13 protein-coding genes and 1 tRNA gene are annotated in these 19692 nt (G+C 62.7%); 5 read left to right on the top strand and 9 right to left on the bottom strand.

Annotated elements, in window-relative coordinates:
• Positions 1–1238 precede the first annotated feature (1238 nt).
• The 3 genes from DRB19_RS05015 to DRB19_RS05000 form a co-directional block, all read right to left on the bottom strand.
• A complete protein-coding gene (locus tag DRB19_RS05015) occupies positions 1239–1982 on the bottom strand; it encodes a hypothetical protein (RefSeq protein WP_114184934.1) in 744 nt (247 codons plus the stop codon).
• Positions 1983–2268: 286 nt separating this feature from the next.
• Positions 2269–2484 (bottom strand): helix-turn-helix domain-containing protein, encoded by a 216-nt coding sequence (locus DRB19_RS05010; protein WP_162815587.1) that lies wholly within the window; start codon positions 2482–2484, stop codon positions 2269–2271.
• Between the two features lie 1691 nt (positions 2485–4175).
• Positions 4176–4251 (bottom strand) — tRNA-Glu (locus tag DRB19_RS05000).
• A 93-nt stretch (positions 4252–4344) separates the two neighbouring features.
• Here DRB19_RS05000 and DRB19_RS04995 point away from each other — a divergent pair.
• Together DRB19_RS04995 and rpoH are read left to right on the top strand one after the other, a co-directional pair.
• Positions 4345–5337 (top strand): RluA family pseudouridine synthase, encoded by a 993-nt coding sequence (locus DRB19_RS04995; protein ID WP_114184931.1) that lies wholly within the window; start codon positions 4345–4347, stop codon positions 5335–5337.
• A 189-nt stretch (positions 5338–5526) separates the two neighbouring features.
• Positions 5527–6414, top strand: a complete 888-nt coding sequence (gene rpoH, locus DRB19_RS04990) for an RNA polymerase sigma factor RpoH (protein ID WP_114184930.1) — start codon at positions 5527–5529, stop codon at positions 6412–6414.
• A gap of 54 nt (positions 6415–6468) precedes the next feature.
• On the opposite strand, the gene DRB19_RS04985 is transcribed toward rpoH, so the two are convergent.
• From DRB19_RS04985 to DRB19_RS04975, 3 genes are all read right to left on the bottom strand, one after another.
• A complete protein-coding gene (locus tag DRB19_RS04985; RefSeq protein WP_114184952.1) occupies positions 6469–7674 on the bottom strand; it encodes a histidine kinase in 1206 nt (401 codons plus the stop codon).
• 32 nt (positions 7675–7706) lie between these two features.
• The gene (locus DRB19_RS04980; RefSeq protein ID WP_114184929.1) at positions 7707–8999 is read right to left on the bottom strand and encodes an adenylosuccinate synthase; all 1293 of its coding nucleotides are present in this window, start codon (positions 8997–8999) and stop codon (positions 7707–7709) included.
• A gap of 140 nt (positions 9000–9139) precedes the next feature.
• Positions 9140–10003 carry a type 1 glutamine amidotransferase gene (locus DRB19_RS04975; protein ID WP_114184928.1) on the bottom strand — a complete coding sequence of 288 codons (864 nt, stop codon included), beginning with the start codon at positions 10001–10003 and terminating at the stop codon, positions 9140–9142.
• A 77-nt stretch (positions 10004–10080) separates the two neighbouring features.
• Here DRB19_RS04975 and DRB19_RS04970 point away from each other — a divergent pair, with 77 nt between their 5' ends.
• Positions 10081–10983: a DMT family transporter gene (locus DRB19_RS04970; RefSeq protein ID WP_114184927.1), complete on the top strand. Its 903-nt coding sequence runs from the start codon at positions 10081–10083 to the stop codon at positions 10981–10983.
• A 65-nt stretch (positions 10984–11048) separates the two neighbouring features.
• Here the strand turns inward: DRB19_RS04970 and purU are convergent, their stop codons facing one another.
• The 3 genes from purU to DRB19_RS04955 form a co-directional block, all read right to left on the bottom strand.
• On the bottom strand, positions 11049–11918 hold the full coding sequence (gene purU / locus DRB19_RS04965) for a formyltetrahydrofolate deformylase (protein WP_114184926.1): 870 nt from the start codon (positions 11916–11918) through the stop codon (positions 11049–11051).
• A gap of 12 nt (positions 11919–11930) precedes the next feature.
• Complete coding sequence (gene serA, locus DRB19_RS04960) at positions 11931–13523, bottom strand: phosphoglycerate dehydrogenase (protein ID WP_114184925.1); 1593 nt, start codon at positions 13521–13523, stop codon at positions 11931–11933.
• 122 nt (positions 13524–13645) lie between these two features.
• Positions 13646–14815 carry a phosphoserine transaminase gene (locus tag DRB19_RS04955; RefSeq protein ID WP_114184924.1) on the bottom strand — a complete coding sequence of 390 codons (1170 nt, stop codon included), beginning with the start codon at positions 14813–14815 and terminating at the stop codon, positions 13646–13648.
• A gap of 226 nt (positions 14816–15041) precedes the next feature.
• On the opposite strand from DRB19_RS04955, the gene DRB19_RS04950 reads away from it, so the two are divergent.
• Positions 15042–16313: an efflux RND transporter periplasmic adaptor subunit gene (locus tag DRB19_RS04950; RefSeq protein ID WP_114184923.1), complete on the top strand. Its 1272-nt coding sequence runs from the start codon at positions 15042–15044 to the stop codon at positions 16311–16313.
• A 104-nt stretch (positions 16314–16417) separates the two neighbouring features.
• Positions 16418–19570 (top strand): efflux RND transporter permease subunit, encoded by a 3153-nt coding sequence (locus DRB19_RS04945; RefSeq protein WP_114184922.1) that lies wholly within the window; start codon positions 16418–16420, stop codon positions 19568–19570.
• The last annotated feature ends 122 nt before the right edge of the window (positions 19571–19692 follow it).

The following is a 19692-nucleotide window of genomic DNA, read 5'->3' as shown; positions in this document are numbered from 1 at the left end:
TAGGGCAGGGTCATTCAGCCTCCGAGTGTAAATCCCTTGTTTGTAACGGAATTCGCACTTCAGAATAGAATCCACCCTGCCGTTACTTTACCAACCCGCATTCGATCCTCAGGTAGTGTGATTTGGTGTGCGGCTTAACCGAGTATCCGGAGGATTGCTCTTCCTGAAGACAGCTATGATGGGGGAGCAAGTTGCGGCGCGGTCCCTGCATCCGAGTGCGGATCATGTAACCAAGAGCGCCGCTGGAAGGTGACCATGCTGCTGGATGTAGTTTTGCACAGCGGCTAGCCAGATGCCGCAAAAGTCGCTGCGTAGAGCCCAGAACGGGGATTTAAATCACCTCGGTAAACTAACTTCAATTCGCAGTTCGCAGACCCCTTCAGGATGTGCCGTCGGGTGTCCGGTTCTGCCTTATCCCTAAACCATACATGTGGAAGGTTTGCCTAAATGGATCAAAACCACCTGATGATAGATGCTTATGGAGAAATGGTTGAGGACTACTTGAGACAGAGGTGGGATGGATACTTTCTCTCCTTCATGTTCAACCAATTCAGGGGAAGCGGAGATGGATTGTTAAGGCAGATGGAGAGAGAGGTTGAAAGAGTGTATGCGACCTTGGTCACCAGGGTTGTTCGCGATCCCACTCACCCGAAGAACCAAGCATTTCTCCCCCGTTGGATCATTTGTCCCGATTTACCCGTTCCTAAGCGCACCAAGATGAGCCTGCAGGATGTCACCTTCAACGACGGGTTTCACACGCAAGGAACCGGTCTTCATCCTCCCGTCTCCCGCCTCAGAACCAGTCTTGATCTGCACTTCTTGGAATATCAGGATCGTTATGTGAAGGCCGGAGGTGCGCTTCGGAGTGTCACCGCAACACCAATCACCCGCACTCCCAAAAAGGTGGTTGGATACGGGTTCAAGGCCGTTCCTCGTCGGCGGGCCACCTTTCACGATTTTCTGATCCTTCCAAGAGCCTTGAACGAGGTTACGAATTGTCAACGGGGGACTGGATCAACGGAGTGGAAAGACTCGTGCCGTTTACAAACTTGCACGCCCGACCTTATCAGGTGTGCAATCTAGCCATCAGGGCTGAGAGCACGATAAGTTTAGGCCGCTCAGTAAGATCGCAGCGTCTCGTTCAGCCTTGAAGCTACAAACGACTTTAGCTGCGGGAGGAGGAAGGGCAAGCGAGCCAACCAGGTGTCGAACCGCTTGCCCTAGCGCCGGTTAAAGTTTCAGTCGCAAAGCTCCTCTGGATACTCCCATTCATCGGGCGCGTACCACTCCTCGTCGTCTTTTTCGATGGAACGGATCCCTAACCAACCCGGCAGCTTCGGCGGGACAACGCGGCGTAATCTGAAGACAAGTTCGGGTCCGTCCACCTCCACTCGGATGAGCCGAACTTTGGGTTCCCAGCCGAGCGGGACTGAGGAGAGCTTTTGAAGTTGTCGCTCGGAGCCGATCACCCGTATGAGCATGGCAGCGTCCCCCGCCTCGCCTCCGTCGCTCTCGGACTTGCCTCCGCTCTGATCCGGGTTTCCGGGATGCGTCACTTCAGTTGCTTCGCCGGATGGTTCTGTCGTCTCTGCCTCTAAGTCTTCCTCGGACTCTTCGTCGTCATCATCACCATAGTCAATCTTCTCGCCGGTCGCGGTCATGCCATCACCAACGTCCCGTGGATCGAGAATGACCGGATCAGGAATGCCGTGGCGGGCGATGGCGTCGATCCCGTGGTATATTTCGATGTTTGCCGCGGCAACCTCTGGAGAGATCCCCTTGCTATCGAGATGCCAAACCACTGTTGCGTACTTGCTCGCCCGCTTCTTCTCATCCAGCGAGTAGGCGTCGAGCAGGTATTTGAACACTTCTCGGAATAGATCACGCTTCTCCGTTCTTGCCCACGTGCGTGTGCGCTTGAAGTACTCCTCGTTGAAAAAACGCTTGCGAGCATCCTCGTCCTTGTGCAGCCACAGGGCCATCTCATAGCCTCTCCCAATGAGACCATATAGCCCCGTTCGGTTTGCTCGAAATTCTACTCGACATTGGCGCAGTGCCTCGATGGGATCACTCTCGTGTGTCATAATGGGCTCCATTACAAAGCATAACGAAAGTTCGCGAGACGCGAACTTTTTACTCCCACACGCACGATGAAAGGACTCGGCTGCTGTAGTGCCGGAAGCAGTGATTGGTATGTCCTTCAAGGTGCGCCGATTGACGAGGTGACGGCCAACCCCTGTTGTGAGGACGGCCGTCACTGAGGCACGGTTACGGCTTTGGCCCGCCGCCACTTGCAGCATCCGACTTGCACTGCTCGATGCTGCGGTTCAGGTACGCAACGACTTCAGCGTGCGGGATTTTGCGACGACGACCGATCAGGACGTAGGAGATCTCTCCCGCGGCCATCATCTGGTACGCCATCGTCCGCCCGATGCGCAGCAAAGCGCAGAACTCATTCACGCTGTGAACGAGGGGAGGATGCATCAAGTTACTGCTTGCGGCAGTGTAAATACTGCCCGTACTCAACATGCTTCTCAACATTGGGACCTATCCGCACTGTGGCCCAAGGGCCAGGTTGATGGAGAGGTCCCGACGCGATTGCCAGTTTTTAAGTGGCGTGCCGACCCCATGGAGGTCAGGCTGTCGTCGGCTAGAGACCGTTCAGGATGCTCAAAGTCTAGGCTTAAGTTAAGGTGTCCAAGGGTTGGTAGCAACTCGGTGACTGGCATAATTATGAGCGCCTGAGAGGTAGGATGAACGGTCGCGGACACCAGCGGACGCCGCCGCACATTTTCGCGACAGGCTGACGCACAGGTCCAACCTGCCTGTGGTGTATAAACCCACGCCCAGCACCGTGTGAGAGGACGGGATCGTGGGACAGTGATAGCGAGGGGTGAGATGGGTGTGCCCAGCCAAGTGATAGGCGTTCCCCGCTGTGCTGGCGGCGAAGAGCCATGCCAACGAGTGCAGGCAGCCTGACAATGAGGGCAGCCCCCGTGCTCTCGACATGGACAAGCGCCCTCTTAGGGTGATCGTCAACGTGTACAAGCACAGCAAGACAGCGAACCGGCTCAGCCTTCACCATGACCGCCGTGGCGGAGCATGAGCGCGGGGCACCCGACTAGGCAACCCGCGGCCCCTTGCAAGCCTTGCGCGGAACCGCCACCCTGGCACGCGAAGGCGTCCGCCTTCGTCACGGCAATCCGTCCGTACATCGAGACGGTGAAAGCTGCCAGGGCGCACTCCCTCCCGGAAATCGCGAAGGCCCTGGATGCTCTGGGCATCAAGATCGCGCGGGGCGGGAAGTGCCACCTGGCATCCGTTTGGTTTGTACTCACCCGGGAAGCTGAAGCCGCATAGCTCCTGCACTCACTTACTAAGTCCTCCTGCCGGGATCAGAAACACAACCAAGAAGGCCGCAAAGGCGCGTGCAGAAAACGACTGGTCTCCCGTTGAGAGCGCGAACCAGGCGCAAAGACCGGCGCACATGGCCGCAAGGTGAAACTTGTAAACGTTGTCGCTCTTCATAGAACTCTCTCATATTTAAGTATCACTGAGAGGATTCCACGCCCCGCGAGGAACACCCACAGTAATACATACCAATGTATATATCCATGGGCGTTCCTCGAGTGGCATGCGCAACGCTGCGCGTCTAGCTAGACAAGTCGAGAACGTCTATCCACTACTTCCAAGGGAAGTTTCTGTATTAGCTATAATAATTGCATTTTCATCAATACCTCCAGATACATAGTTTCTAACAAGGTACAACTCGCAACTGGCCGCAGTGTTTCATAACAACAAAACAGCAGGGGGAATTGGTATCCGGCAACGGCTCCGCCTTGCGCATCAACCTGAGGCGGGTGCCGCTCAGAGCTATCTGCGACGGGAGGCCCACAGCTTCAGGAGCGCCCTCGCACTCTCTGAAATTACTTCCACCGAAGCCGCGAAGCAGGCTCTTTTCTTCACCGGCTTGCTCGCTCTGATCATCGAAGCGGCCACGAAAAGAACCGAGAGCGGTGAGTTATCGGCCACTTTGAAGGGCGCTCTCCGGCTGCCACGGCAATCAACCCGGAGCAGCATCGCGCGTCCGGGCTGGGACCTGACTAGGGTTGGCTACGAGCGGGACACAAACAGGACACGAAAGGAAGCCTACGGGCTTAAGTCCTTGAAATCCTTGGCGCTCCCTAGGGGAATCGAACCCCTGTTTTCGCCGTGAGAGGGCGACGTCCTAGACCGCTAGACGAAGGGAGCTGGCAAGGCGAAGGCCGTTCGTATAACCACCCTTGCGGAAGCCTACAAGTCCTTTTGCTGAAAAAATGCGACAGGCGAACGAACGAGGGTGTGGTGAACGACGAAACGCAGCGAGAATGGACGCTTGAAGAGGGCATAGGGCCGGAGCGCCTTGATCGAGTCATGGCGCGCCTGTGGAGCGACCTGTCCCGCAGCCGCCTTCAGGCGCTGATCCGCGACGGGCAGGTGACCGTCAACGGAGTACCGACCCTCGACCCCAGCGGAAAGGTCGCGGCAGGCGCGCGCATCGCGCTCGTGGTACCTCCCGCCACACCGGCCGAGCCGATGGGCGAAGCCATTGCGCTCCAGATCGCCTATGAGGACGACGATCTCATCGTCATCGACAAGCCAGCCGGGTTGGTGGTGCATCCCGCCGCCGGGCACGAGTCCGGCACCCTGGTCAACGCTCTCATCGCCCATTGCGGCGAGAGCCTGTCGGGCATCGGTGGAGTGAAGAGGCCGGGCATCGTGCACCGCCTCGACAAGGATACGTCAGGCCTTCTAGTCATCGCCAAGAACGACCGCGCCCACCAGGGTCTTGCCGCCCAGTTCGCCGACCACGGCCGGACAGGACCGTTGGAGCGAGCCTATCTGGCGTTGGTGTGGGGGGTGCCGCAACGGCACAATGGCACTGTGGAGGCAGCCTTGGCGCGCAGCTTGCACAACCGCGAGAAGATCGCCGTCGTCCCCACGGAGCGGGGCCGCTACGCGATCACTCACTATGAATTGATCGAACCGCTTCCGCCCGGCGAGCCCGTAGCGAGCCTCATGCGGTGCGAGCTCGAGACCGGACGCACCCACCAGATCCGGGTTCACATGGCCCATATCGGTCATCCCCTATTGGGTGATCTGGTCTATGGTTCGGGGTTCAAGACGAAGGCCAATCGGCTGGGCGAAGCCCAACAGGCAGCGCTGAAAACCCTGGGAAGACAAGCGCTTCACGCGGCGGTACTCGGCTTCGAGCATCCCAGAACCGGAGAGTTCCTGCAGTTCGAAAGCCCGCTTCCGGCCGACGTGGCCGGGCTTCTCGAGGCCCTGCGCGGCTGAGTCAATGCGTCGCAAATCGTCGGTTGACCGGCACACTTGCGCCCCTGGCGCGTTGAACCGGTCTTGAAGCCTGGACGCCTCTATTCGGATAAGTTCGGACCGCTTATAATGTTCAAGAGGCGGCTGGCCGGTTGAGGGGGCCGCCTCAGGCTTGCCTCATGGAGAGGGAGCCAAAGGAGGAGAAGGATTATGGCTGCAGCGCTACCCGTGCTTGCCAATGAAGGGGGTCTTTCGCGCTATCTCGACGAAATCCGTCGTTTCCCCATGCTTGAACCGCATGAGGAGTACATGCTCGCCAAGAGCTGGCGAGAGCACGGAGACCGTGAAGCCGCTCACAAACTCGTGACATCCCATTTGCGTCTGGTCGCCAAGATCGCCATGGGCTACCGCGGCTATGGACTGCCGATCAGCGAGGTCGTGTCCGAAGGCAATGTCGGCCTCATGCAGGCCGTTAAACGCTTCGAGCCCGAGAAGGGATTCCGCCTCGCCACCTATGCCATGTGGTGGATCAAGGCAGCGATTCAAGAATACATCCTGCGTTCGTGGTCCCTCGTGAAGATGGGCACCACCGCAAACCAGAAGAAGCTGTTCTTTAACCTGCGTAAAGCCAAAGGACGTATTTCGGCGTTCGAAGAAGGCGATCTGCGGCCGGATCAGGTCAAGCAGATCGCCACCCAGCTCGGCGTGACCGAGCAGGACGTGGTCGACATGAACCGCCGCCTTGGCGGCGATGCGTCCCTGAACGCTCCCCTTCGGGAAGAGGGTGAAGGCGAATGGCAGGATTGGCTGGTCGACAACAGCCAGAGCCAGGAGCAGATCCTCGTCGAGGAGGAGGAAGGCCAGAACAGGCTCGCGGCCCTTCGAAGCGCGCTGACGGTCCTTAACCCGCGCGAACGCAGGATCTTCGAGGCTCGCCGCCTTTCCGACGACCCGATCACCCTGGAGGATCTGTCGACCGAGTTCGGCGTCTCCCGAGAGCGGGTGCGCCAGATCGAGGTGCGGGCTTTCGAGAAGATTCAGGAGGCCGTCAAGAAGAACCTGGCCCAGATCGAAACCTCGGCCGAAGAGGATGCCTGATCCAGGCAGGGTTGTCTGACTGAAGAAAAAGCCGCGGGTTCACCGCGGCTTTTTTTATTGCCATTGGCTAAAGGCGCTGTTCAGAATCTGCTCTCCGGACGCGCCCTTCTCGAAGCTCAAGATAGCGCGCTGGCCCGAGGCCATCCGAACCGGCAGATCGATCCAGCTGCGGCGAACGAATAGTTCCGTGTTGCGCTCCACGTCGCCCGGCAGGTTCGACAGGCCGATGAGGAACAGGTTTTCGCGCACCGGCACGGGCAGGCCCGCGATGGGAGTGCCCCGCGCGGCCTCTTCGTTCTTGAACTGCAGCAGCCCGATATCCCGGATCACGCGGCCGCTTTCGCCGGAGCGGGTCGTGAAGGTGAGCTCCACCGTATGCGAGGCCGGAAGGCTGGCGTCCAGATTGCGCCGGAGCAGCAGCTTCATGTTCAGCCCCGCATCGGGGATGTCGATGTTGGCGCTCACGGCCTTCTCCAGGGCTTGGCCCTGGCCGGGGTTCACATCCTCAAGGCGCCAGACGACCCGGCCGACCTGGGCCTTGGGAATCTGCGGATTGGTGGGATCTTCCTCATAGAAGACCGCGCGCTGGGCAACGCTGATATCCTGTCTCGGAGCTTGCTGCGGGGCGGCCTGCGCCGGGGGTGCCTGCCCCCCCACGCGCTCGTTGATCTTGCCCGCATCGGGAGCAGCCGGCGCCGGAGCCTCGGCAACCGGGGTCTGGGCCGCGAGGTCCTCGGGCTTGTCGCGCCGGATGAACGCGAAAGCCGCTATGGCGGCGATCACGAGCGCCAGGACGGCTCCCAGGATAATGGTTCTGGTGCGCCTGTTGTTCTGCATTCCAGGATGCGGGCGGCTTTCCACCCTTGGCCGCGCCGGGGCCGCTTCCTGGTAGGCGTTCACGGGTTCGCCGGCAGCTTCTTCGTCAAGGAACTCGCGAGATCCATTGGCGCGGGCGGCTGTGTCGTTCGACCCATCGTCATGAGGCGGGCGGGCTCTTTCCCGCAGGACGGGATTGTCCGCCGGCGCAGGAGACGTTGACGCCGCCGGCTCGGGCGCATACTCGGCCTCGACCCGGCTGATCGCCGCATCGAGCGACTGGCGCTCCCGACGGATATCGGCCTCCGACAAAGGCGGATCGAGATTGCGCAACTGCTCCATCAGCGCCGTGCGGGCGCGCTCGTAGACGGCGCGCCGCATGTCGGGCGACGTTTCGGACAAGCCTTCGACGGCTCGGGCAATCAGGGGATAGTAATCAGCCATTGCTCTTGGGATGGCGCGGAGAAACCGCGCCGTCAACCCTCAAAGGGGTTCTTCATGAGGATTGTATCGTCGCGTTCCGGCGATGTGGACAGCACGGCGACGGGGGCGCCGATCAGCTCCTCAACCCGCCGGACATACTTGATCGCCTGAGCCGGAAGATCGGCCCAGGAGCGCGCTCCAGCCGTCGATCCGCTCCAGCCTTCCATCTCCTCGTAGATCGGCTCGACCCGTCCTTGAGCCCCCTGGCTTGCCGGGAAGTAGTCGATGGTTTCTCCGTCGAGACGGTAGCCGACGCCGATCTTGATGGTCTCGAAACCGTCGAGAATGTCGAGCTTGGTGAGGGCGATGCCGTCGATGCCGGAGGTGCGAACGGTCTGGCGCACGAGGGTAGCGTCGAACCAGCCGCAGCGGCGCTTGCGGCCCGTGACCACGCCGAATTCCTTGCCCTTCTGGCCGATGAGCTCGCCAGTCTCGTCGAACAGTTCCGTCGGGAACGGCCCCTCGCCCACCCGGGTCGTATAGGCCTTGGCGATGCCGAGCACATAGCCCACGGCGCCTGGGCCGAGGCCCGAGCCGGTCGCGGCCTGGCCGGCGACGGTGTTGGAGGAGGTGACGAACGGGTATGTGCCGTGGTCCACATCCAGGAGCGCGCCCTGCGCTCCCTCGAACAGGATCCTGCGGCCGGCACGGCGCTCTTCGTCGAGAAGCCGCCACACGGCGTCCATGTAGGGCAGAACCTTGGGGGCGACCGAGGCCAGTTCCTCGTAGATCGCTTTGGGGTCGAACTCCTCGAGTCCGAAGCCGCGGCGCAGGGCGTTGTGGTGGGTCAAGAGCCGGTCGATCTTGTCCGGCAGCGTGGACAGGTCGGCGAGATCCATGAGCCGGATGGCCCGCCGGCCGGCCTTGTCCTCGTAGGCGGGGCCGATGCCGCGCTTGGTGGTGCCGATCTTCGTGCCGGCGCTGCCGCTTTCGCGCAGGGCATCGAGTTCGCGGTGAATCGAGAGGATCAGAGTGGCGTTTTCGGCGATGCGCAGGTTATCGCGGGTGATAGTGACGCCCTGCTCGCTCAGGCGCTCGACCTCGCCGGCCAGGGCATGCGGATCAAGAACGACGCCGTTGCCGATGACCGAGAGCTTGCCGGGACGAACGACGCCCGACGGCAACAGCGAAAGCTTGTACACCTTGCCGCCGATCACCAGGGTATGGCCTGCATTGTGGCCGCCTTGGAATCGCACGACCACGTCAGCCTGTTCGGACAGCCAATCGACGATCTTGCCCTTGCCCTCGTCGCCCCACTGGGCGCCTACGACAACCACGTTCGCCATTGCTCAATGCCTCACAATAAAAAACCCCGGCGCAAGGCCAGGGTTGGGGAAAACCTTGCAAACCCTCATGGTTGATCACGCGCCGGAGGTCAAGGCTGAAGAGCCGCACTCTCACCAAGAGTTTGGCATGAGAATGGCGCTCAGGCCCGTCCCCGCGCGGACTTTTCCCGCTTGACCCGATGCTCCACGAAGTTGCGGATTTCACGGGTGCGGCGCACGGGGTCGAGAACCTCCGCGTCGAGCCCGTGCCGCCAGGCCAGGTCGAAGGTGTCGGGCCTTTCATGCAGCGCCGCGAGGTCGGCCACATAGGCCGCCGCGTCCTCGGGCGTCCTGCAAAAGCCTTCCCTGATCAGAATTTCGGTCCGCCGCCCCAAGATCACCGCGAGTTCGCCGAGGCTGAATTCCGGATGGTACTGCACGCCCCAGAAGACCCCGCCCTCATGGCGGATCTCCGCCGCCTGTACGGCCGAGACGGCATTCGTGGCCAGCACCGTGCAGTCGCCCGGCAGCGCCGTTACCATGTCGAGATGGATGGCGGGCGCATCGAACGCCGCTGGCCGGCCCTCCAGCAGGGGATGCGAGCGGCCGGAATCCGTGGGCGTGAGCCGGCGGGCGAAGCCGACCTCGCGACCCACGGGGTTCGGCCGCACCTCGCCATCCGCCGCCACGGCCGCGATCTGGATGCCCCAACATGACCCGAAGCATGGGGTGCGGGACGCATAAACTGCCCGCATGAGGTCGATCTGGCGCAGGATGTCGGGGGTACGGTCGTAGATGCTGAGATGCGAGCCGGTGAGCACGATCCCGTCATAGGCTTCGAGGCCCGAGGCCTCCGGCAGGTTAGCGCCTTCGTCCGCCGGGAAGGCAAGGTCGCAGATGGCGTCGGGTTCGATGTGCTGAAGCACGGCCGCATAGGACTCGGACGGCATGAGTCCATAGGCGTCCTTGTGGGCCTGCCTTGCGCCACGCGTATTGCCCTCGACGACCAGAAACCTTAAGCCCATATGCTTTCCACGCCTCCACTCGGCGCCGGTTTAACGGAATGGCGCGCCGCAGCAAGCGCTCCGAGGTCTTGCGCCCTATGAAAATCCTGCATTCCCTCTGGGTCGGGCTGTTCGGACAGGCTTACCTTCTGCTCAGCCTGACGGCCCTTTTCTGGGGCGGCAACGCGATTGCCGGGCGTCTCGCAGTCGGCGAAATCTCTCCCATGGTTCTCACGGCCCTGCGCTGGGTGGTGGTCGTGATCGTCATGGTGCCGTTGACGGCCCGGTCGCTCTCGGTCGAATGGCACGTCCTGAGAGAGCGCTGGCTCACCCTCGTCCTGATGGGGGTCTTCGGATTTACCGCCTTCAACGGTTTGTTCTATGTGGCGGCCCACCACACCAGCGCGGTCAACCTGACGATCTTCCAGGGGGCGATCCCGGTTCTTGTGCTGCTCGGAACCGTCCTATTCTTCCGAACACGCATCCTGCCTCTTCAGATCCTCGGAATGACCGTGACCATCGCGGGTGTGGTGCTCGTCTCGGTGAAGGGCAGCCTGGAGATTCTCAAGACCCTGGCGCTCAACATAGGCGACGTCTGGATGTTGATCGCCTGCGTATTCTATGCCGGGTATACGCTAGCCCTGCGGCACCGCCCGGCGGCGTCGGGGCTCGTCTTCTTCACGTCGCTGGCGGTCATCGCCTTTCTGTCGTCGCTGCCACCGTTGGCTTTCGAGATGGCGAACGGAACTGCCCAATGGCCAACCCTCAAGGGCTGGATCGTCCTGCTCTATGTGGCCCTCCTGCCCTCGCTTCTGTCGCAAATCTTCTTCATTCGCGGCGTGGAGCTGATCGGCCCGGCCCGGGCCGGGCTGTTCGTCAATCTCGTCCCGGTCTTCGGCGCGCTGCTCGCGGTCGTCCTGCTAGGCGAGCCTTTCGCGACTTATCACGCGCTCGGCCTGGCGCTCGTGCTTGGCGGCATCTGGCTGGCGGAGAGGAAGTAACGTCAAACCACCCGCTTCGTCATTCCGGGGCGGCTCGCAGAGCGCCCCGGAATGACGGGGCGCGATTAATCCGCGAATACCACCGTCTTCGAACCGTTGAGCAGGATCCGGTCCTCGAGATGGTGCCGCACGGCCCGCGCCAACACGCGCCGCTCGATGTCGCGGCCCTTGCGCACGAGATCGTCTGGCGTGTCGCGATGGGTGATCGGCTCCACGTCTTGAGCGATGATCGGGCCCTCGTCCAAGTCTGACGTTACGTAATGGGCGGTCGCGCCGATCAGCTTCACGCCGCGCACATGCGCCTGATGGTAGGGCTTGGCGCCCTTGAAGCCGGGCAGGAACGAGTGGTGGATGTTGATGCAGCGGCCTGCGAGCTTTGCCGCGAGCCCATCGGACAGAACCTGCATATAACGGGCCAGCACCACGAGATCAGCCTTGGAGTCCCGTATGACCTCCCAGACCTTCGCCTCCTGTTCGAGCTTGGTATCCCGCGTGACCGGCAGATGGTGGAACGGGATGCCACCAAGATCCACGTGGCTATAGGTGTGGGCTGGATGATTGGCGATGACGCCAGCAGGCTCGAAGGGAAGTTCGCCGATGCGCCAGCGATAGAGCAGATCCGCCAGGCAATGGTCGAAACGGGATACCATGAGCATGACCCGGCGCGGCTCACTCGGGTCCCGCAGGGTCCAGGTCATTCCTAAGCGCTCGGCCACGGGCGCGAAACCGCTCTTCAACTCCTCGACGTCGGCTCCGCCGGAGACCGGGTCGAAGACGACGCGCATGAAAAACCGGTCGGTCTGCGTGTCGTCGTATTGCTGCGCATCGAGAATATTGAGGCCGGCGTTCGACAGGTGCCCTGCCACGGCGGCGACGATGCCTGGGCGGTTTGCGCATGCGAGCGTGAGAACGAAGCGCTGTGACAGGGATGACATGTCTGGTTCCTTTTAGAACCGCACCGAACGGGCGCGCTTGACCTGGGGGATATCCTCGATCTTGCGCAGGAGATCCTCCGTCACGGGCTGATCGACCGACACGAAGCAGATGGCGTCCCCGCCCGGCTTGTCGCGCCCGAGCGCGAAGGTCGCGACGTTCACGCCGGATTCGCCCAGCAGCGTGCCGAAGCGGCCGATGAAGCCGGGCTTGTCGTCGTTGCGCACATAGATCATGTGCGGCGCGAACTCGGCATCCACCGCGATGTCTCGGATCTCGATGACGCGAGGCTTGCCGTCCTGGAACACGGTGCCGCCCGCATGCCGCGGCATGTCCTCGGCGTCCACGATGATGCGCACGAAGCTCTCGTAGTCCCGTGCGGCGTTTTCGCGCTTTACTTCCTCGATGGTGATGCCGCGCTCGCGGGCGACCACGGGGGCCGACACCATGTTGATGTCCTGCAGGAAGGGACGCAGCACGCCGGTCACCGCCGCCGAGGTGAGCGCGCGGGTGTTCATGTGGGACACCGCGCCTTCGTACTCGATCCGGATGCCCTTGATCGGCGCTTCCGTCAGCTGGCCCAGGAACGAGCCGAGCTTTTCGGCGAGCGCCACGAAGGGCTTAAGGCGCGGAGCCTCCTCGGCGGTGATCGACGGGAAGTTCACGGCGTTCTGGATCGCGCCTTGGAGCAGGTAGTCAGACATCTGCTCGGCCACTTGCAGCGCCACGTTTTCCTGCGCCTCCGAGGTCGAAGCACCCAGATGCGGCGTGCACACCACGTTCGGATGGCCGAAGAGCGGGTTGGAGGTTGCAGGCTCCTCAATGAATACGTCGAAGGCGGCGCCGGCAACGTGGCCTGAGTCCAATGCCGCGCGCAAAGCTTGCTCATCCACAAGGCCGCCGCGGGCGCAGTTGATGATGCGCACGCCCTTCTTGGTTTTGGCGATGTTCTCGGCCGACAGGATGTTCTTCGTCTTCTCGGTCATCGGCACGTGAAGCGTGATGATGTCGGCCCGGCGCAGCAGTTCGTCGAGCTCGACCTTTTCGACACCAAGCTCAATGGCGCGCTCCGGCGACAGGAACGGGTCGTAGGCGATGACCTTCATGCGCAAGCCAACGCCGCGATCCGCTACGATCGACCCGATATTGCCGCAGCCGATGACGCCCAGGGTCTTGGCTGTCAACTCGACACCCATGAACCGGTTCTTCTCCCACTTGCCGGCCTGCGTGGAGGCATCCGCCTGTGGGATCTGGCGTGCAAGCGCGAACATCATGGCGATGGCGTGCTCGGCCGTGGTGATCGAATTGCCGAAGGGTGTATTCATGACGATGATGCCCTTCGCGGTCGCGGCGGGGATCTCGACATTGTCGACGCCGATGCCGGCGCGGCCGACCACCTTCAGGTTGGTGGCCTTCTCCAGGATCTTGGCCGTGACTTTGGTGGCGGACCGAATGGCGAGGCCGTCATAATCGCCGATGATCTGGCTAAGCTTATCCTTGTCCTTGCCGAGATCGGGCTGGAAATCCACGTCGATGCCGCGATCCTTGAAGATCTGTACGGCGGCGGGCGAGAGAGCGTCGGAAATGAGTACGCGGGGAGCGGGCATGGTGCACCTTTGGCGTCATCCCGGCCAAGCGCAGCGCGAGCCGGGATCGTAATGGGAGTCTGGCTGGTTCAGGAGATCCCGGATCGCGGGCGAGCCGCGTCCGGGATGACGCATTTTGGCAATCAAGCCGCTTTCGCGAGCTTCGCCTTTTCCTGCGCGAAGGCCCAGTCGAGCCATGGCGTCAGCGCCTCGAGGTCCGATTGTTCGACCGTCGCGCCGCACCAGATGCGAAGGCCGGGAGGCGCATCGCGATAGGCGCCGATATCAAGGGCGACGCCCTCCTTTTCCAGCGCTGTCGTAATGCCCTTGGCCACCTGCGCCACGGCTTCGGGGCCCTTGGCGACCACATCCGGATCGGCAACCACGAGGCAGACGCTGGTGTTGGAGGCGGTGCCCGGATCCTTGGCGAGGTTCGCGATCCACGGGGTCTTGGCGACCCAGTCGAGGAGAACCTTGGCGTTGGCGTCGGCCTTGGCGATCAAGCCCTTCTGCCCGCCGACGGACTGCGCCCACTCGAGCGCGTCGATGTAGTCCTCCACCGCCAGCATCGACGGGGTGTTGATGGTCTCGCCCTGGAAGATGCCTTCGATGAGCTTGCCGCCCTTGGTCATGCGGAAGATCTTCGGCAGCGGCCAGGCTGGCTTGTACGTTTCCAGCCGCTCGACCGCGCGGGGGGACAGGATCAGCATGCCGTGCGCGGCCTCGCCGCCCAGCACCTTCTGCCAGGAGAACGTCACCACATCGAGCTTGGCGAAATCGAGTTTCTGCGCGAAAGCCGCCGAGGTGGCGTCGCAGATGGTCAGGCCTTCGCGGTCAGCCGCGATCCAGTCGGCGTTGGGCACGCGCACGCCGGAGGTGGTGCCGTTCCAGGTGAAGACCACGTCGCGGTTTTTGGTGTCGACCTGCGAAAGGTCGGGCAGTTCGCCGTATCCGGCGGTAATGACTCGGGCGTCGAGCTTGAGCTGCTTGACCACGTCGGTAACCCAGCCTTCGCCGAAGCTTTCCCAAGCGAGCATGTCGACCGGACGCGCCCCGAGCATCGACCACAAGGCGATCTCGACCGCGCCGGTGTCAGAAGCGGGCACGATGCCGATGCGATAATCGGCCGGAACCTCCAGCACCTCGCGCGTGAGGTCGATGGCGAGCTTCAAGCGCGCCTTGCCGAGCTTGGCGCGATGCGAACGGCCAAGGCTGTCGGTCTTCAGGTTTTGCAGGGACCATCCGGGGCGCTTCGCGCAGGGGCCGGACGAAAAGAAAGGCGCGCGCGGACGCGCGGCGGGCAGGTTTGTCATGTTAATCCATCCTTACAGATGGGCGCCCCTCGGTGGGGAGAGGTGTCCCGCCGACCGGTATGACGGAGGCAACGGCTGCGGTCAAGGCATGAGAGCAAAGGGATACGCCGGACCCAGATTACGAAATCGTAATACAAAACATCGTGTTTGCTACGGTAACATCACTCCACCTGGCATATATTGTGCTAGGAGAACGCCGACATTTGAGACGTCCTAAGGAGCAAGCATGCGAGTATCCGGTCAGCTTGCCGTCATCGCCATGCTGGGTGCAGCAGGCTATGGCGGCTGGTATGCGTACCAAGGCGGTTATTTGGCGAATGCGCCGGTGATCGGCTCATATTTCGCCAAGCCTGCCGACCAAGCTGCCGGTCCCGCACGCGGCGGACGTGGAGGCCAGTCCGGTCCCGCGACCGTCGAGGTTGATACGGTCAAGACCGGCCGGATCGTCGAAACACGCGATGCGGTCGGCACGGTGCGTGCTTACGAATCCATCACCGTGACGGCCAAAGTTGCAGGCTTGATCACCGAAATCGGCTTTGAGGAAGGCCAGAAGGTCAAGACCGGGCACCTCCTGGTCCAGTTCGACGCCGCCGAACGCAAGGCCGAGATCGAGCAGGCCGTCGCTGAGGCCAATCGGGCCGTTGCCTTGCGCAACGAGGTCGCCATCAAGCTGGAGCGCGCCCAGGCCCTCAACCGCACCGGCGCCGGGACCGGCGCCCAGGTCGAGGATCTGACCGCGCAGGTGAAGTCGCTTGAAGGCTCCATCGCGTCCGCGCAGGCACAGCGCAGGGGCGCGGAAGCGCGCCTTGAAGAGCTATCCATCCGGGCTCCTTTCGCCGGTCGGGTGGGCACGCGCTCGGTGTCGCTCGGAGCCTATATCCCGCCGGGCACCCGGATCACGTCCCTGGACGATCTGTCCCGCATCCGGCTCGACTTCTCGGTGCCTGAAAACCTTCTCGGCCGCCTCAAGCCCGGCCAAACAGTGAAGGCGACGTCAGCCGCCTATCAGGGACGGACCTTCGACGGATCGGTGACCACCATCGACCCCCGCGTGGACGCGACCACCCGAACCGTCAAGCTGACGGCGGAATTCCCCAACCCGGACGAGGCCCTCAGGCCCGGCATGTTCCTGTCGGTCCGGCTCGAGGTGACCACCAAGGAGGATGCGGTCGTCGTCCCCGAGGAGGCGGTCGTCAGCGAGGGTCTTCGCCAGCTCGTCTATCCGGTCAAGGACAACAAGGTGGAGCGCCGCGTCGTGCGCCTCGGACAGCGGCAGAACGGCAAGGCCGAGGTCGTGGAAGGCCTGCAGGCCGGCGAGACCATCGTAGTGCTTGGCGTCCAGCGCGTTCGTCCCGGCGCGGAGGTCATTGCACGGCCTCTCGGCTCGGGCGCGCAGGAGTCGCAGCCGACGCCCGCCGCCAACAGGCAGCAACCGTCGCGCAGCTCCCTCAATCTACCCCAGGCCATCGGCAGCGCCTTCGCGGCCGAACGGAAATAACCTCGACTGCCGCTCTGAAGTCTTCGTCGCCTCCTGTCCAATGGAGGCCAGCAGCGTCGCCCAATCTAACCGCTCGCGGGTCCTAACGCAGATCGAACAGCACCATGCAGGTTTCAGACCTTTTCATCCGCCGTCCCGTCTTCGCCGTCGTGGTCAGCCTGCTCCTGATCGTTGGCGGCCTCGCGTCGGTCATCAATCTGCCTGTGCGCGAGTATCCGAGCGTGGACCGGCCCGTCGTGTCGGTTTCGACGATCTATCGCGGCGCTTCGAACGAGGTGATCGAGAGCCGCGTGACCGAGGTGATCGAAGGCGCCGTCGCGGGCATCGAGGGCATCGAGCAGATCAGGTCGCAGAGCCAGAACGACCGCTCCTCGGTGAACATCGAGTTCAACGTCTCCCGCGACCCGGAAGCCGCGACCTCGGACGTGCGTGACGCGGTCTTCCGCGTCGTAGGCCGTCTGCCGGACGGCGCCGATCAGCCTGTCATCCGTAAAGTGGACAACGATGCTTCGGCCATCATGTGGATCAGCGTCACGTCCTCCACGTATGATGCGCTCGAGCTCAGCGACTTCCTCAAGCGCGTCTATGTAGATCGCCTTTCGACGGTTCCGGGCGTGGCCAACGTGAATCTCGGCGGCGAGAGGCGCTACGCCATGCGGATCTGGGTCGACCGCTCGGCGCTAGCCGCCCGCGCTCTGACGGTCCAGGACATCGAGTCCGCCATCAAGAGGCAGAACGTGGAGCTGCCGGGCGGACGCATCGAATCCCAGCAGCGCGAGTTCACCGTGAAGACGGATTCCCGCCTCGCGACCCCGCAGGAATTCGAGCAGATCATTGTCACGAGCAAGAACGGCTATCTGGTTCGTCTCGGAGAGGTCGCCCGCATCGAGGTTGGCGCGGAGGATACCCGCTTCGAGTTCTACGAAGCCGGCAGGACCGCCATCGGCCTCGGCATCGTGCGCCAGTCCACCGCCAACACGCTGGCGGTCGCGGACGGCGTGCGCGCCGAGCTCGAGCAGTTGAAATCCTCTCTGCCCCCCGGCACCACGGCGGAAGTGTCCTACGACGAGAGCCGGTTCATCAGCGCCTCCATCAACGGCGTGCTGAAGACCCTTATCGAGGGTCTCGTGCTCGTCATCCTGGTGATCCTGGTCTTCCTGCGCGACTGGCGCTCCACCATCGTGGCCATGGTGGCGATCCCGGTTTCGATCATCGCCGCCGCCATGGTGATGGCGTTCTTCGGTGCGTCCATCAACGTGCTGACGTTGCTCGCCGTGGTGCTTGCCATCGGCATCGTGGTGGACGACGCCATCGTGGAGATCGAGAATGTCCACCGCCGCATCGAGGAAGGCCAGCCGCCGCTGCTCGCTTCCTTCGACGGCGCGCGCGAGATCGGCTTCGCGGTGATCGCCACCACGGCCACTCTCATGGCGGTCTTCGTGCCGCTGGCCTTCATGACCGGCAATACAGGCCGTCTGTTCCGGGAATTCGCCATCACGCTCGCGGCTGCGATCTTCTTCTCGGGGGTCGTGGCTCGCACGCTCACGCCGATGCTCTGCTCCAAGCTGATGGTGCCGGCCCACGGCCGCATCCAGCTTATGACGGAGCCCCTCTTCACCGGCATGAACAACGTTTATCGCCGGATCCTGTCATGGGCCCTGAAGGCGCCCCTGGTGATCCTGGCCATGGGCTTCCTGGTTTCGCTGTCGGCCTACGGCCTGTTCCAGATCATCCCAAAGGAATTCGCCCCGGTCGAGGATCGTGGCGCGATCCTCATCCGCATCGACGCACCTGAGGGCGCGAGCCTCGACTATACCCGCGAGCGCGTCCGCGAGGTGGAGAAGGAACTGCTTCCCTATCAGGAGCGCGGCATCGTGGCGTCGATCACGAGCCAGGTGGCCCCCGGCTTCGCGCGGCCCTCGCCGGTCAACGCCGGCATGATCATCCTGCGCCTCGTCCCATGGGACCAGCGGACCATGAAGCAGCAGGCCCTGACCCAGGAGCTGTTCGGCAAGATCACGAATTTCCCGGGCGCCCGCGTGTTCCCGGTCAATCCGGGCTCCCTTGGTCAGCGCGGTATCGGGCAGCCGGTGCAGTTCGTCCTCGGTGGGCCCGACTACAACACGTTGCGCGAGTGGCGCGATACGGTGATGCAGAAGGCTCAGGATACCGGACTCTTCGTCAACATGGATTCGGACTACAAGGAGTCCCAGCCTGATATCCGCGTGCAGATCGACCGGCAGCGCGCCGCCGATCTCGGCATCTCGATCGAGGAGATCGGCCGCACCCTCGAATTGATGTTCGGCGAGACCGAAATCTCGACCTTCGTCAGCCGTGGCGAGGAATATCCGGTCATCATCCGGGGCCGGGCTGAGGACCGTGCGTCACCGAGCGATCTCACCAACATGTTCATGCGCTCCGGCGGCGGCGAGCTCGTTCCGCTCTCGTCCTTCGTGACCCTCGTGGAATCGGCAGCGCCGCAGACCCTCAACCGGTTCGACCGCCTGCGCGCCATCACGATTTCGTCCGCTCTGAGACCGGGGGTGTCCATCGGCGAGGCTCTGAACACCCTGGAGCAGATCGTGCGCGACAACCTGCCGGCGGAGGCGCGCATCGGCTATTCGGGACAATCGAAGGATTTCCGCGAATCCTCCAACGCCATCTACGTGACCTTCGGGTTGGCGCTGCTCGTGGTCTTCCTCGTGCTGGCGGCGCAGTTCGAGAGCTGGATCAACCCGTTCATCATCATGCTGACGGTGCCGCTAGCAGTCACCGGTGGCTTGGCGGCGTTGGCGATCACCGGACAATCGCTCAACATCTACAGCCAGATCGGCATGATCCTGCTGATTGGCCTCATGACGAAGAACGGCATCCTCATCGTCGAGTTCGCCAACCAGCTGCGTGAGCGCGGCCACTCCGTCAGGGAGGCCATCATCGAATCGTCGGTGCTGCGTCTCAGGCCGATTCTCATGACGTCGATCGCCATGATCGGCGGCGCGATCCCCCTGGCGTGGTCGACGGGTGCGGGCGCCGAGGCGCGCAACGCCATCGGCTCGGTGATCGTGGGCGGCGTGACTGTGTCGACGCTGCTCACGGTGCTCGTCGTGCCGTCGATCTACCTGCTTATTGGCGGCTTCACCAAGCCTGCCACCTATGTGAGCGACATGCTGGACAAGCTGCGCGCGCAGACCGGAATACGGGCCCACGGGGATGACCTGGAACCGCAGGCGCGGCCGCCGGCCCATCCGGCGGAGTAGGCAGAGACACACGGGGCCGAACGGCCCCGTGTTCCGTTTTGCAGACCGGCAATTATCCGTCCTAGCACCCGCTGCAGATGCTCCGCGTGGTCCGTTTCAATCGACGATCCCGGGTGCGTTCG

It is taken from the genome of Microvirga aerophila, assembly GCF_003332305.1.
Lineage (GTDB): Bacteria > Pseudomonadota > Alphaproteobacteria > Rhizobiales > Beijerinckiaceae > Microvirga > Microvirga aerophila.
The sequence above is the reverse complement of the archived record's forward strand: the minus strand, read 5'-3'. Positions and strand labels throughout refer to the sequence as shown.

What these genes read in the sequence shown, in the direction of transcription:
- DRB19_RS05015 (WP_114184934.1), bottom strand. Translation starts at nt 1,982, where the DNA reads ATGGCCCTGTGGCTGCACAAGGACGAGGATGCTCGCAAGCGTTTTTTC.
- rpoH (WP_114184930.1), top strand. Translation starts at nt 5,527, where the DNA reads ATGGCTGCAGCGCTACCCGTGCTTGCCAATGAAGGGGGTCTTTCGCGC.
- serA (WP_114184925.1), bottom strand. Translation starts at nt 13,523, where the DNA reads ATGCCCGCTCCCCGCGTACTCATTTCCGACGCTCTCTCGCCCGCCGCC.
- DRB19_RS04975 (WP_114184928.1), bottom strand. Translation starts at nt 10,003, where the DNA reads ATGGGCTTAAGGTTTCTGGTCGTCGAGGGCAATACGCGTGGCGCAAGG.
- DRB19_RS04945 (WP_114184922.1), top strand. Translation starts at nt 16,418, where the DNA reads ATGCAGGTTTCAGACCTTTTCATCCGCCGTCCCGTCTTCGCCGTCGTG.
- DRB19_RS04985 (WP_114184952.1), bottom strand. Translation starts at nt 7,674, where the DNA reads ATGGCTGATTACTATCCCCTGATTGCCCGAGCCGTCGAAGGCTTGTCC.
- DRB19_RS04950 (WP_114184923.1), top strand. Translation starts at nt 15,042, where the DNA reads ATGCGAGTATCCGGTCAGCTTGCCGTCATCGCCATGCTGGGTGCAGCA.
- DRB19_RS05010 (WP_162815587.1), bottom strand. Translation starts at nt 2,484, where the DNA reads ATGCATCCTCCCCTCGTTCACAGCGTGAATGAGTTCTGCGCTTTGCTG.
- DRB19_RS04955 (WP_114184924.1), bottom strand. Translation starts at nt 14,815, where the DNA reads ATGACAAACCTGCCCGCCGCGCGTCCGCGCGCGCCTTTCTTTTCGTCC.
- DRB19_RS04970 (WP_114184927.1), top strand. Translation starts at nt 10,081, where the DNA reads ATGAAAATCCTGCATTCCCTCTGGGTCGGGCTGTTCGGACAGGCTTAC.
- DRB19_RS04980 (WP_114184929.1), bottom strand. Translation starts at nt 8,999, where the DNA reads ATGGCGAACGTGGTTGTCGTAGGCGCCCAGTGGGGCGACGAGGGCAAG.
- purU (WP_114184926.1), bottom strand. Translation starts at nt 11,918, where the DNA reads ATGTCATCCCTGTCACAGCGCTTCGTTCTCACGCTCGCATGCGCAAAC.